This window comes from Neolewinella sp., from assembly GCF_965214665.1.
In the GTDB taxonomy this organism is placed as follows: Bacteria; Bacteroidota; Bacteroidia; order Chitinophagales; family Saprospiraceae; genus Neolewinella.
This window is the reverse complement of the sequence record NZ_OZ243970.1, coordinates 3897501-3910789: the sequence shown is the minus strand read 5'-3', so window position 1 is coordinate 3910789 and position 13289 is coordinate 3897501. Positions and strand designations below refer to the sequence as shown.

9 protein-coding genes and 2 rRNA genes (1 of these 11 only partly in view) are annotated in these 13289 nt (G+C 58.5%); 5 read left to right on the top strand and 6 right to left on the bottom strand.

The window, feature by feature from the left end:
* Positions 1 to 47: 47 nt before the first annotated feature.
* A complete protein-coding gene (locus ACOOHD_RS16710) occupies positions 48 to 377 on the top strand; it encodes a hypothetical protein (protein WP_420459013.1) in 330 nt (109 codons plus the stop codon).
* A gap of 66 nt (positions 378 to 443) precedes the next feature.
* Here ACOOHD_RS16710 and ACOOHD_RS16705 read toward each other — a convergent pair whose 3' ends face one another.
* The gene (locus tag ACOOHD_RS16705; protein ID WP_420459012.1) at positions 444 to 1301 is read right to left on the bottom strand and encodes an SDR family NAD(P)-dependent oxidoreductase; all 858 of its coding nucleotides are present in this window, start codon (positions 1299 to 1301) and stop codon (positions 444 to 446) included.
* 148 nt (positions 1302 to 1449) lie between these two features.
* Between ACOOHD_RS16705 and ACOOHD_RS16700 the strand changes: the two genes are divergently transcribed.
* Positions 1450 to 2019 (top strand): carbonic anhydrase, encoded by a 570-nt coding sequence (locus ACOOHD_RS16700; RefSeq protein WP_420459011.1) that lies wholly within the window; start codon positions 1450 to 1452, stop codon positions 2017 to 2019.
* Positions 2020 to 2077: 58 nt separating this feature from the next.
* Here the strand turns inward: ACOOHD_RS16700 and ACOOHD_RS16695 are convergent, their stop codons facing one another.
* Positions 2078 to 3886: an acyltransferase family protein gene (locus tag ACOOHD_RS16695; protein WP_420459010.1), complete on the bottom strand. Its 1809-nt coding sequence runs from the start codon at positions 3884 to 3886 to the stop codon at positions 2078 to 2080.
* A 223-nt stretch (positions 3887 to 4109) separates the two neighbouring features.
* On the opposite strand from ACOOHD_RS16695, the gene uvrA reads away from it, so the two are divergent.
* From uvrA to ACOOHD_RS16680, 3 genes are read left to right on the top strand one after another with little or no spacing between them, the layout of a single operon-like run.
* Positions 4110 to 6959 carry an excinuclease ABC subunit UvrA gene (gene uvrA / locus ACOOHD_RS16690; protein WP_420459009.1) on the top strand — a complete coding sequence of 950 codons (2850 nt, stop codon included), beginning with the start codon at positions 4110 to 4112 and terminating at the stop codon, positions 6957 to 6959.
* Positions 6956 to 8125, top strand: coding sequence for a galactonate dehydratase (dgoD, locus tag ACOOHD_RS16685; RefSeq protein WP_420459008.1), 1170 nt, complete (start codon positions 6956 to 6958; stop codon positions 8123 to 8125). The genes uvrA and dgoD overlap by 4 nt, the downstream gene beginning before the upstream one ends.
* Positions 8119 to 9417: an MFS transporter gene (locus tag ACOOHD_RS16680; RefSeq protein WP_420459007.1), complete on the top strand. Its 1299-nt coding sequence runs from the start codon at positions 8119 to 8121 to the stop codon at positions 9415 to 9417. The genes dgoD and ACOOHD_RS16680 overlap by 7 nt, the downstream gene beginning before the upstream one ends.
* 44 nt (positions 9418 to 9461) lie before the next feature.
* Here the strand turns inward: ACOOHD_RS16680 and ACOOHD_RS16675 are convergent, their stop codons facing one another.
* The 4 genes from ACOOHD_RS16675 to ACOOHD_RS16660 all read right to left on the bottom strand — a co-directional run.
* Complete coding sequence (locus ACOOHD_RS16675; RefSeq protein ID WP_420459006.1) at positions 9462 to 10103, bottom strand: bifunctional 4-hydroxy-2-oxoglutarate aldolase/2-dehydro-3-deoxy-phosphogluconate aldolase; 642 nt, start codon at positions 10101 to 10103, stop codon at positions 9462 to 9464.
* Positions 10087 to 11040: a 2-dehydro-3-deoxygalactonokinase gene (locus tag ACOOHD_RS16670; protein ID WP_420459005.1), complete on the bottom strand. Its 954-nt coding sequence runs from the start codon at positions 11038 to 11040 to the stop codon at positions 10087 to 10089. The genes ACOOHD_RS16675 and ACOOHD_RS16670 overlap by 17 nt, the downstream gene beginning before the upstream one ends.
* 133 nt (positions 11041 to 11173) lie before the next feature.
* Positions 11174 to 11286, bottom strand: a 5S ribosomal RNA gene (rrf, locus tag ACOOHD_RS16665).
* Between the two features lie 315 nt (positions 11287 to 11601).
* Positions 11602 to 13289 (bottom strand): 23S ribosomal RNA (locus ACOOHD_RS16660); it runs 1213 nt beyond the window's last position.

Sequence of the window (13289 nt, the reverse complement as noted above, 5' to 3'; positions counted from 1 at the left end):
TAATTCGTTTATAACTCTTTCCCTCGTAACCAAATCAACTAAGTACTATGGCACACACTGCACAGCTCGACGCTACCATTGACTCCCTCGACCAGGGGCTACAGCAGGCAAAACCCAATGCCTCCACCAACATCAACAGCTGGATCACTACCCTCAATGAGACCAACGATCCCGCTCTGGAGAATCTAGCCACCGAGCTCCGTGAGCTAGAGGGCATGCTCACCAGCAGCGACGACCCCGACAGTCTGGAGCTCCGGCAGAAGCTCGACTCCGTAGGTCAGCACACCGTCGCCTTTGCCGACAAGGCCAGTGGCACCGATGCGCAAAAGATCAGCCAACTCGGCCAAACACTGATCGAGGCGGCCAACGAGATCTAGCACCCTGCCCTATCATAATGAAAAAAGGTCCGACACCTCCCGGTGTCGGACCTTTCTCATTTAGGCTTAGCGGATGGCGGTATGTCCCTCCATCCCGTGTTGCAGATTGAGGTCCTGCTCCGGCTGCTCCTTGAAGGAGCTAGCGGCCTGGTCACCTACGGGTCCCTTACCAATGGTAATGCCGCCGTCGACCATGTACACGGCACCGGTCACGTAGCTCGCCTCGTCGGAGGCCAGGAAAAGGTACACGTTGGCGACCTCCTCCGGCGTGCCGCGGCGGCCCATTAGGTTAGCCTGTTTGTTGAGCTTCTCCATCTTCTTGTTCATCGGGCCGGTCTCCTTGTGGGTCCAGGCGGTGTCGATGGGTCCGGGGCCGACGACGTTACAGCGCACCCCGTGGGCCGCCTGCTCGCCCGCTACCCCCTTCGCAAAGGCCATGTTGAAGGCCTTGGTGCCACCGTAGGCCGCATTTTGCGGGATACCGAGCACGCCCGCCTCGGAGCCGGCGATGACGATGTTTCCTTTCGTTTTTTGCAGGGCGGGCAACGCGGCCTTGGTCATGATGAAGGTAGAACGCACATTGTTGCGCAGCATGTAGTCAAAGGCATGCTCCGTGTAGTCCTGCACCTCATTAGTCTCGACGAACACGCCGGCGTTGTTGATCAGGATGTCTAGTTGTCCGTAGGTATCCGTAGTACGCTGTACGCATTCTTCGGCCACTTCCAGGAAGCTAATGTCGCCGGTAAAGCCGATGGCATCACCGCCCGCCTGCCGGATTTCGTTGGCGACCTTGTCGACCGGATCATCGGGTAGGCCTGCGACTACTACGCGCGCGCCCTCGCGGGCAAAGAGTTTGGAGATCGCCTCGCCGATGCCCGTGGCACCGCCCGTCACGAGGGCTACTTTGTTGGCTAGTCGGTTCATAGTCAGTTGGTTGGATGTTTGCCATTCTACCGAAAGCCCCAGCCATTGGTTCGGCCACTGGGTACTTTTGGCTACACCCTGTTAGTCCGTGGATTAAACATATTGCCGCCCTTACCGTACCACCATCACCAACCAACCATATACCCCCATGACCCAGGATCAAGTCCTCACCCGCCTCCAGGAAGGCAACGCCCGCTTCGTCGACGATAAGCTCGATGGCCAGCTCCAGGATTCTAATCGCCGCAGTGCGCTCACCTCCGGCCAGCAGCCCTATGCCATCATCCTGAGCTGCGCCGATAGCCGCGTGGTGCCGGAGTTTGCCTTTGACGCCGGTTTAGGTGAGCTATTCGTAATCCGGGTGGCCGGGAACATCGCCAATAGCTCGTCCATTGCCAGCATCGAGTATGCCGTAGCCAACCTGGGTACGGGCATCATCATGGTTCTCGGCCACGAAAGCTGCGGAGCGGTCACCGCCGCTATGAAAGGAGGCGATAACGGGGAGAACCTCAACCACCTGGTCGGCCATATCACGCCGGCCATTAAAGCGGCCCCCGACGGCGCCTCGGTCAACGAGGTCGTAAAGGAGAACGCCCGCCTAACCGCCAGGGAACTGAAGGAGCGCAGCAGTATCATCCGCCAGGCGGTAGAAGCAGGGAAGGTGCGCATCGTACCGGCCTATTACAACCTGGACTCCGGGAAGGTGGATGTACTGAGCTAGTAGCACAGCCGCAATAATCAAGGGGGCGGGGCCGCAGGTGCAGAGGGACTGGAGAATGCTAGCCCTCCACAATCGCCTTCAGCCGGTCATCCAGGCGCCGCGCGATGTACTGGGCCCCATACTTAGTGAGGTGCTCGGTATCCTGACTGATGAGCTTGCCCTCGGGGGTAAAGACCAGAATGTCGCCGTGCTGATCACCCAGGAGGTCGATGAGGTCAATGTAACGATCCCGCCATTCGGCTTTCAGAGCCTCATTGCGCACCGTGGCGTGGTCCTCCATGCGGGTACGGTAGGTGGTGAAATCGGTATCGGCATCGATGCGGTTGTAGTGGATACCGCTACTGAAGCCGAAGTCCTTAGTACCGATGATCCAAATCTTGTGGCGATCTATTTGAAAGCCGTAGCGTTGCTCGAGCTCAGTGAACCAGTCCTTACTCAGGGGGCCCTGAGCGCCAATGAATATCTTATCGGCCTGTTGCATGCGAATGGCTAGGGAATCATCATCCATCGCCCTACCGATCTCGAAGTAACGTACTTCGAGCTCATCGGCTACCTTTGATTCGAGCAAAATATTGACGGCGTCGCGCCCGAAGCTGTTACCCATCACCAGGGTATTGATCTTAGTCAGATCATCGAAGCCACGGTCGAGCTCGCGGACGCGCTCGTTGTAGCGGATGTGGATACCGCCCCCCGCGCCACTCAGGAATTTCTGCTCCTTAGCTACCTCGGCACTGGTAAGCCCCAGCACGGGGTAGTCCCGGATCACCCCACCTAAAGTATATACGTAAAAGGCACCTACCGTAGTGACCAGGAAGGCTGCGGCGGTGGTAACCAGTACGGTGCGGGTAGCCATGACCCGCCGCTGCCGGAAGGTATTCTCAATGCCATAGTAGGTGGCGACAGAAAGTACAAAGGTGAGGGCGGAGAGCGCTACGGCCCACTCTGGTGTAATCTCGTCCAGGAAGGCGTAGCGGGCGAAGGCGAAGATGAGCTGGTGCCACATGTAGAGGCTATAGCTGATCATGCCGATGTAGCGGACCACCGGATTTGACATCAGTCCCAGGTAGATGGTATCCTTATCGAAGTACTCCTTACCGACAATCAGCAGCCCTACGGTCAGCATGGTGGTCAGCAGTACCTTTACGTCGTTGCTGGGAATGATGGGGAAGTATAGGACCACCGCCACCAGGGCCAGGAGGGCGTATAGCAGGAACCGCCCCGTTTGGTAGTTCTTTACCACGGCGTCCCGGAACAGGATGGCTCCCAGTCCCCCGATAGCCAACTCGAAGAAGCGGTACTGAATGAAGTAGAACTTGGCAGCTACATTGTCCTGTAGTAAAAACGCACCAAGGGAGAGGGCGGTAAGCGCAACAAGAATATATTTGACCCGGTGTACCCCACTGCCCTTAAAGAAGTAAAACAGGAAGGGATACAGCAGATAAAATTGCTCCTCGATGCCCAGGCTCCAGGTGTGCATCAGTGGCTTGTAGTCATTCTTCACCGCCCAGTAGTCGGAGGAGGTGATGTACATCAGGATGTTGTTGGCCGAGACATTGGATGCCACGATGGCCTGGCAGAGGTTCTCGAAATCGTCCGGTAGCATCAGCCACAGTCCCAGTACAAAGGCCACCGCCGTGATGAAGAGCACCAACGGAATGATGCGCCGTATGCGTCGCATGTAGAAGTGCGTGATGGAGAACTTATCCTGCTCCGACTCCCGGTATACGATGCTGGTAATCAGATAGCCACTGATGACGAAGAAGACGTCTACCCCCAGATAGCCATTGGGTAAAAACCCTAGGTGGAAAAGGATCACGGAGACTACGGCGAGCGCCCGCAGCCCATCTATATCGGTTCTGTACTTCACGTAAGGGTTTGATTCATAGGGTATGTTAGGGGAAGTTTGGTAGGCGTCTTTCGCAGGAAATGCCGCAAAAGTACAGCCCACTACGTCGGATTACCGGAATAGAACGGATAAAGTGCGCCGTATCATACTTACCGGCCCATCTACTGTTGTGCGCACCTGCGGCCCCGCCCACTTTGCCACCTGGTGCACGAAACCCCACCCCCGGCCCGCTCGTTCCCACCCTATGTCCACGAACCGAAACGAGCAGACGGCGGCTGACCTGCGTACCGCTATTTTTATCAAAGGAGCAAAGGCCAATAATCTGAAGGATGTAGACCTCACGATCCCCAAGAACCAACTGGTGGTGGTAACCGGGGTGAGTGGCAGCGGGAAGTCGAGTATCACGATGGACACCTTGTTTGCCGAGGGACAGCGTCGCTACGTGGAATCCCTGAGTAGCTATGCCCGGCAGTTCCTGATGCGGATGAAAAAGCCGGAGGTAGACTACATCCGCGGCATCTGCCCAGCTATCGCCATCGAGCAGAAGACCACGACGGCCAATGCGCGCTCTACGGTAGGCACGTTGACCGAGATCTACGATTACCTGCGCCTGCTCTACGCCCGCGTGGGCCGTACCTACAGCCCCATCAGCGGGGAGGAGGTGAGGCGGCATACGGTGACCGACGTGGTGGACTACATCACCTCCCGGGGGGAAGGTAGCCGGCTATACCTCTACGCCCCGGTACCCCGTACCTACGGCGACCGCACCCTGCGCCGCGAGCTCGAACTGCTGCAGCAAAAGGGCTACACCCGCGTCCTGGTAGACGATGAGCCCCAGCAGATCGATAATGTGCTGAACTCCGACCGGCCGAGCCTGGAGAAGGTGCTCAACGTCCTGGAGACCGAGGAGGAAATGATGGTGCTCGTGGACCGCTTCGTGGTGCGGGCCGACGATGAGGAAAATACGAAGCGGATTGCCGACTCCGTGCAAACGGCCTTTACGGAGGGGGACGGTGAGGTGATCGTGAGTGAGGAGGGGGGTAGGTGGGAAGCTTTCAATAATCGCTTCGCCCTGGACGGAATGACTTTTTTGGAGCCCTCGCCCGCGCTGTTCAACTACAACAATCCCTTCGGGGCCTGCCCGACCTGTGAGGGTTTTAGCCGCACGATGGGGATCGACGAGGATAAGGTGATCCCAAACCCGAGTCTCTCGGTGTACGAGGGTGCCGTGGCCCCCTGGTCGGGCAATACCTACGGGGAGTGGCAGCGTAACTTTCTGCGGGCGGCCAACCGCTTTGACTTCCCGGTACATACAGCCTACGGCGACCTGACCGACGCGCAGAAGCGGGAGCTCTGGGACGGGAACCGGCACGTCGGTGGTATCCATGCCTTCTTCGAGGATCTACAGAAGAAACTGTACAAAATTCAGAACCGGGTGATGCTGGCCCGCTACCGGGGGCGTACGCTTTGTCCGACCTGCCGGGGGGGGCGATTGCGGAAGGAAGCAGGCTACGTCAAGATCGACGGCAAGGCGATCACCGAGTTGGTCGATCTACCCATCGACCTGCTGCAGCGCCACTTTCTGGAGTTGAGGCTGAACGAGCACGACACGACCATCGCCCGGCGTCTGCTGCTAGAGATCAATAACCGGCTACAGAGCATGATGGACCTGGGGCTGAGCTACCTGACGATCAATCGGCTGAGTAACACGCTTTCGGGAGGAGAAAGCCAGCGCATCAACCTGACGCGCACACTGGGTAGTAATCTGACGGCAAGTCTGTACATCCTGGATGAGCCCAGCGTAGGTCTACATCCTAGAGATACGGAGCGACTGGTCGCGGTGCTACGACGCCTGCGGGACCTGGGCAACACTGTACTGGTCGTGGAGCACGAGGAGGGGATCATCGCCGCGGCCGACTACCTGATCGACATCGGGCCGAGGGCTGGAATATACGGGGGGGAGGTGATCTTTGCCGGCCCGTACGGGGCGATCTACGACGAGGCCACGGAGAGCCTGACCACCAAGTACATGAATGGCACGATGGCCATCGCGCCACCAGCCGAGCGTCGACGCCTTACGAACTGGCTGAAGTTGACGGGGGCGCGGATGCATAATCTGAAGAAGATCGACGTGCAGATCCCACTCAATGCCATCACGGTCGTCTCCGGGGTATCCGGTAGTGGAAAGACGAGCTTGATTAAAGGTATCCTCTACCCCGCCCTGCGCCGCGAGCTAGGGGAGGGGACTTCCCAGGCACCCGGTCCGTTCACCAGTTTGGAGGGCGATACGAAGCTGATCACCCAGGTGGAGATGGTCAACCAGAGCCCGATCGGTAAGAGTAGCCGTTCCAATCCGGTGACCTACGTCGGGGCCTACGATGCCATCCGCAATCTGATGGTGAAGCAGCAACTGGCGAAGATCCGGGGCTATAAACCGAGTTTCTTCAGTTTTAATGTAGATGGCGGCCGTTGCCCCACCTGTAAGGGGGAGGGCGAGCAGGTGGTGGAGATGCAGTTCCTGGCCGACGTGCGGCTGGTGTGCGAGGAGTGTAACGGGGCTCGGTTCAAGAAGGAGATCCTGGACGTACAGTACAACGGCAAGCACATCGCCGAAATCCTCGATTTAAGTATTGATGAGGCCATCGAGTTCTTCGTCGAGGAGAGTGACGTTGCTAAAAAACTTCAACCCCTACAGGATGTGGGACTGGGTTACGTGACGCTCGGACAGTCGAGCGCTACCCTCTCCGGCGGGGAGGCGCAGCGCGTGAAGCTAGCTAGCTTCCTGACGAAGGAGAAGGCGGGAGAGCATATCCTCTTCATTTTCGATGAGCCTACTACGGGGCTGCACTTCGATGACGTGCGCGTGCTACTGACGGCGCTGAATGCGCTGGTCGAAAACGGGCATACGGTGCTAATCGTGGAGCATAATATCGACGTGATTAAGTCGGCGGACTACGTGATCGACCTGGGTCCGGAGGGGGGCCGGGATGGGGGATACCTAGTGTTTCAGGGCCGGCCGGAGGAGCTAGCTGGGGTAGCGGAGAGTTATACGGGGAGATACCTGGCTTATCAGAAAAACCCGAATCGGCAATGATCCCGACCGCCAAAGACCTCGCGATCGTAAGCGTAGAACTCTTCCGGGTCCGGCCCCGCTGGTTGTTCCTGAAACTGACTACAGCCGAGGGCATCGTGGGTTGGGGGGAGCCGGTGGTGGAGGGCCGCGCGGCTACCGTGGAAGCCTGCATCCGGGAGATCGAGGAACACCTCATCGGTCACAGCGCCCACCGGATCGAGGACTTCTGGCAGATGATCTACCGCGGCGGATTCTACCGCGGCGGTCCAGTGCTGATGAGTGCGCTCTCCGGCATCGACCAGGCGCTGTGGGACATTAAGGGCAAAGCTCTGGGGGTGCCCGTTTACCAGTTGCTGGGTGGGGCGGTGCGCGACCGGGTCCGTATTTACGGCTGGATCAACGAGGAAACCCCCGAGCAGCTGGCCGGGGCGGCCCGCCGCCGCGTGGCTGCCGGCTTCACCGCCCTAAAGATGAACGCGGTGGAGCGTATGCGCTGGATCGACAGCCCCCGGGCCGTGGCCGATGCCGCTGCGAAGATGGCGGCCGTACGCGAGGCGGTGGGCGATGAGGTACTGATCGGGCTGGACCTGCACGGCCGCGTGCACAAGGGTCAGGCCAAGACACTCGTACGAGCGCTCGAACCCTACGCTCCCTATTTCTTCGAAGAGATCGTACTGGCCGAAAATAATGACGCCCTACAGTCCATCGCCGCCCACACCACCGTACCCATCGCTACCGGCGAGCGGATGTACAGCCGGTGGGACTTTAAACGGGTATTCGAGCAGGGCACGGTCGATATCGTACAACCCGACCTGAGCCACGCCGGAGGGATTTCCGAGGTCAAAAAGATTGCCAGCATGGCTGAAGCCTACGACGTAGCCATCGCGCCCCACTGCCCCCTAGGACCGATTAGCCTGGCCGCCGCGCTACAGATCGACTTCAACTGTCCGAATGCCCTCATCCAGGAGACCAGCCTGGGCATCCACTACAATATCGGAGCCGATCTGACGGACTATCTTCTCGATGCGGACGGCTTCGGCCTGCGGGAAGGCCACGTGTCCCTACCCGAAAAGCCCGGACTGGGAATAGAGATCGACGAGGATAAGGTGCGCGCCGCGGCCGCCGAGGGGCACAACTGGAAGAACCCGATCTGGCGCAACCCCGATGGCTCGGTTACCGAATGGTAGCGCCCCCGGCTAAGGCTACCCGTAAGCGCTACGGCATCCTAGCGCTAATCTTTGCCACCGTAGTCATCAACTATATGGACCGCAGCAACATCTCCGTTGCCGCGGCGGCCCTTGGAGAAGAGTTGCAGCTTACCAAGGTACAATTGGGGTTCGTCTTCTCCGCCTTCGGGGTGACCTATTCCCTCCTCCAAATACCCGGGGGTATCCTGGCTGATCACTACCGGGCGCGGCTGCTTTATCCGGTGATCCTGGTGCTCTGGTCGCTGGCTACCCTCCTGCAGGGACTGGCAAATTCCCTAGCGGCACTGATCGGGCTGCGGGCGGCCATCGGCGTGTTCGAGGCCCCATCCTACCCCATCAACAATAGGATCGTCACGAGCTGGTTCCCCGACCGGGAGCGGGCCTCGGCCATCGCGGTCTACACCTCCGGGCAGTTCATCGGGCTGGCCTTCCTTACCCCCTTGCTGGTAACTATCCAGGCCTATGCCGGCTGGCGGGGGCTGTTCTTCTTCTCCGGCGTAGTGGGCTTCATCTGGGCGGTCGTCTGGTACCTGACCTACCGCGACCCCCGGCGCCACGGCGGGGCGAATGCGGAGGAAATCGCCCTGATCGCAGGCGGCGGCGGGCTGGTGGATACTGGGGGCACAAATGCGGGACGCGTAGATTTTACCCTGACCGATCTGCGGGAGGCCTTCGTGCACCGTAAGCTCTGGGGCATCTATCTGGGGCAGTTCTGCCTGGGCTCTACCTTCATCTTCTTTCTTACCTGGTTCCCTACCTATCTGGTAGAATTTCGGGGGCTGGACTTCATCAAATCCGGTTTTCTGGCCGCCATCCCCTTTTTAGCCGCTTTCTGCGGGGTGTTACTGGCGGGTTTCCTATCGGACTACCTGGTGCGCCACAACATATCCCCCGAGGTTTCCCGCAAGGGGCCGATTATGCTGGGAATGCTGCTGTCTACCATGATCGTCGGAGCCAATTACACCGACGATACCGCGCTGGTCATCTTCTTCCTGGCCGTAGCGTTCTTCGGCAACGGTCTGGCATCCATCACCTGGGTGTTCGTATCCCTACTAGCTCCCCGCCGACTGATCGGCCTGGTGGGCGGGGTATTCAATTTCATCGGGGGGCTCGCGGCGGTGATCACTCCTACCGTGATCGGCTATCTCTCGCAGGATGGGGACTTCGCCCCGGCGCTGGTATTCATCAGCGGGATGGCCCTACTGGGGGTAGTGTGCTACGGCACGCTGGTAGGTAAGATCGAGCGGGTTGAGGAAAGCGGAAGAGGTTAGGGCAGGGGCGGGGCCGCAGGTGCGGAGAGACGGGAAGCAACTGCTTAACGTAGTGTAGGGAGGCTAGCCCGTATTCGTAACATATGGCTGCTCAGCGCGGAGAAGTCATCGGAATTGATCATCCGTTTGTCCAGAAGTCCGCCCCCCATTCCAACCGCCGTGGCACCCGCCGCGAAGAAGGTGCCCACGTTGGCGTGGTTCACCCCACCCGTCGGCAGCAACTTAACGTCGTCCAGTGGGGCAAGGACGGCTCTCAGGTAGTCCGCCCCCAGCATATCGGCCGGGAAGACCTTCACGGCCGTAGCGCCCCACGACCAAGCCTGGTGAATCTCCGTCGGACTGAAAGCACCCGGGAATACAGGTATACCTTCCCGGACGCAGTGGCGGATCAGACTCTGGTCCAATACGGGGGTGACAATGAACTGGGCACCCGCCCCGAGGGCACGGTTCATCTCCTGCCGGGTGCGCACCGTACCGGCCCCCACGGTCAGCTCGGAAAACTGTTCCGTAAGCCGACGGATACACGTTTCGGCCTCGGGGCTATTCATCGTTACTTCTACCGTAGTGAAGCCGGTTGCTACACACGTTCCCGCAATCCGTAGCACGGTTTCAGTAGGCCAGCCCCTCAGGATAGCGATGACGGGCAGTTCTCGCAATGAGTCTAGTTCGCTACGCTGGTCGTTCATGGCGTTGGAGTAATTTATACTGCCCGCCGATGAGCAGGATCTCCTGGTGGTGGAAAGTGAGGGAAGCGGTGGGAAGGTAATACGTCAGGGCCATGCGGTACAACTCCAGCAGCACGCCCTCCGCGACCAGGTGTACGCTATCCCTGCTCTGGGTCAGCCCCCGTATCTCGTCTCCAATGAGCAGTCCGCTCAGATAATAGTAGTTGTCGGTGGCGGCGGCACTGTTCAGTACCTCTCTTACCCGTACACCGAACAGCTTACTGCTAAGTGTCCCACCGGCGGATTTACGCAGGCCCTCCCGGAAGGCGGCCCGATGCGTGCCACTTGCCTCCAGGTCAGCGTGCTCTACCGATGCGGCCAGGATGCTGTGTGTAGTCAGAAGCTCGAACAGCTCTCCGGTCAGGTAGGTCGTAAAGACGGCTATTTTGCCTCTATGTACCGACAGGTGCTTGCTGTGGGTGCCCGGAAGCAGAAGGGTACCACTACCACCGGCAAAATGAGGCAGCGCCCCAATGGCCTGCGTTTCCTCGCCCCGCATAATGTCGTCAGTCGTTCTCACGCCACTCACCAGCAGCAGACGTTGTATGGCGTCGAAAGACAACCATTCAGTGATCAACCCCCCGCCCTCTCCCTCCAGCGGCAGTTCGGCATAGGGAAGCTCCTTAAGACCTATACTGGAGGAGGCCATTCCCGAAACGATCACGGTGTGATGCCGGTGTTCCGCAGGTAACCCATTAAGTTGTTGGCGAAGTTGACTGAGGAAATACTCCGACCGGCTTACCACTCCCGACGCCCGGAAGCGATCATGGACAAGCTTGATACCAAGGTCAGAACGGTGCCGGGCCACTACGGTGAGTGATGGCCTGGCTACTACCCGCAACCGAAGGTTACTGGTGCCCCAATCACAGCTGATGAAGTAGGTGGAAGTGGGGGCCATGAACGGTCGGGCTGAATGCGTGGAAGATGGGGATTCGGCGGACGACCAGCTGGGACTCGGCGGCGGCAGCCGGCGCTCCTGCCCTAAACGACGGAAGCCCCCCCGCTAGCGTAGCGGGGAGACTTCCCATAAAAATTGGCGGCGACCTACTCTCCCGGGATCCAGTCCAAGTACCATCGGCGCTGGGCAGCTTAACTTCTCTGTTCGGAATGGTAAGAGGTGATCCTGCCCGCTGTAGCCACCAAAGTCTTCGTGGCCGCTCCCCCCGCCCTCTCCGGCGGGGGAGAGGGAGCTAGGGACAGTCGGCCCGTTCCTTTGATGAACGATCAACAAGTTCGATAAGAGAGCTTCAGGCCTTTTCACGACCCTGGTAGTTCGGCCGTTCGTGCCTGCGATCCACTACTCAACCGTAGACCGATTACTCAAATTACATCTGCTACCTACTTACCGCAGGTAGACTTTTCCACAAGCGTGCTGCCACATACTTTACTCACTACTCATAAGCCCTAGAAGCTCGGAGCTAACCTACGCTTTGTCGTTCGCTTACGCGTCTAAGAAAAATAAAGGAAGCGGTCGGGCGATTAGTACTGCTCGGCTCCATGCGTTACCGCACTTCCACCTACAGCCTATCCACGCAGTCATCTGCTGCGACCCTTCGGGGATCACTCCCCGGGAATACTCATCTTGGAGTGGGCTTCGCGCTTAGATGCTTTCAGCGCTTATCCCTGCCGTACATAGCTACCCGGCACTGCAGCTGGCGCCACAACCGGTACACTAGCGGTACGTCCATTCCGGTCCTCTCGTACTGGAAACAGCGCTCCGCAATATTCCTACGCCCGCAATAGATAGAGACCGAACTGTCTTGCGACGTTCTGAACCCAGCTCGCGTGCCACTTTAATGGGCGAACAGCCCAACCCTTGGGACCTTCTTCAGCCCCAGGATGTGACGAGCCGACATCGAGGTGCCAAACCTCCCCGTCGATGTGAGCTCTTGGGGGAGATCAGCCTGTTATCCCCGGAGTACCTTTTATCCTTTGAGCGATGGCCCTTCCATGCGGAACCACCGGATCACTTAAGCCTGCTTTCGCACCTGTTCGACTTGTCAGTCTCGCAGTCAAGCACCCTTATACTTATACGCTCTTCGCCTGATTACCAACCAGGCTGAGGGTACCTTTGCGAGCCTCCGTTACGCTTTAGGAGGCGACCACCCCAGTCAAACTACCCACCACACACGGTCCTCTCGTTTCGCGAGAGTTAGCGTCAAAGTATACGAAGGGTGGTATTTCAAGGACGACTCCACAGACACTGGCGTGCCCGCTTCACAGTCTCCCACCTATCCTACACATCGTATACCCTAACGCAATGTGAAGCTGTAGTAAAGGTTCACGGGGTCTTTTCGTCCCATTGCGGGTAATCGGCATCTTCACCGATACTTCAATTTCACCGAGCTCATGGCCGAGACAGTGCCCAGATCGTTACACCATTCGTGCAGGTCGGAACTTACCCGACAAGGAATTTCGCTACCTTAGGACCGTTATAGTTACGGCCGCCGTTTACTGGGGCTTCAGTTAAGACCTTTTCCCGATAGTTATCGGGATAAGCCCCTTCCTTAACCTTCCAGCACCGGGCAGGTGTCAGACCCTATACTTCCTCTTGCGAGTTAGCAGAGTCCTGTGTTTTTGCTAAACAGTCGCCTGGGCCTCTTCACTGCGGCCCGTGCTCTTACACACGGGCGACGCTTCTCCCGAAGTTACGCGTCTAATTTGCCTAGTTCCTTAGCCATGAATCACTCGAGCGCCTTAGGATACTCTCCTCGACTACCTGTGTCGGTTTACGGTACGGGCCGCTCATGCTCGCTCTTTCTTGGAAGGCGCTTCGGTGGATTATCACTCCCGATAGTTATCGGGACTGTACTATCGGACCCTTTTACGAGGTCCTTCAACGTACTATTCCGTCAGTACGCACCACCTACACTCCTCCGTCGCTTTTAGCGCACGGCGGGTACGGGAATATTAACCCGTTTGCCATCGGCTTCGCCTGGCGGCTACACCTTAGGACCCGACTCACCCGATTCTGATTAACATCGAATACGGAACCCTTAGTCTTACGGCGAGGGGGTTTCTCGCCCCCTTTATCGTTACTCATGCCTACATTTGCTTTTGTGGCCGCTCCACCCAGGGTCACCCCCAGGCTTCGGTGCCGTACCACAATGCTCCCCTACCAGTGTTATCGCTAACAATCCATAGCTT

What these genes read in the sequence shown, in the direction of transcription:
- ACOOHD_RS16700 (WP_420459011.1), top strand. Translation starts at nt 1,450, where the DNA reads ATGACCCAGGATCAAGTCCTCACCCGCCTCCAGGAAGGCAACGCCCGC.
- ACOOHD_RS16705 (WP_420459012.1), bottom strand. Translation starts at nt 1,301, where the DNA reads ATGAACCGACTAGCCAACAAAGTAGCCCTCGTGACGGGCGGTGCCACG.
- uvrA (WP_420459009.1), top strand. Translation starts at nt 4,110, where the DNA reads ATGTCCACGAACCGAAACGAGCAGACGGCGGCTGACCTGCGTACCGCT.
- dgoD (WP_420459008.1), top strand. Translation starts at nt 6,956, where the DNA reads ATGATCCCGACCGCCAAAGACCTCGCGATCGTAAGCGTAGAACTCTTC.
- ACOOHD_RS16675 (WP_420459006.1), bottom strand. Translation starts at nt 10,103, where the DNA reads ATGAACGACCAGCGTAGCGAACTAGACTCATTGCGAGAACTGCCCGTC.
- ACOOHD_RS16670 (WP_420459005.1), bottom strand. Translation starts at nt 11,040, where the DNA reads ATGGCCCCCACTTCCACCTACTTCATCAGCTGTGATTGGGGCACCAGT.
- ACOOHD_RS16680 (WP_420459007.1), top strand. Translation starts at nt 8,119, where the DNA reads ATGGTAGCGCCCCCGGCTAAGGCTACCCGTAAGCGCTACGGCATCCTA.
- ACOOHD_RS16710 (WP_420459013.1), top strand. Translation starts at nt 48, where the DNA reads ATGGCACACACTGCACAGCTCGACGCTACCATTGACTCCCTCGACCAG.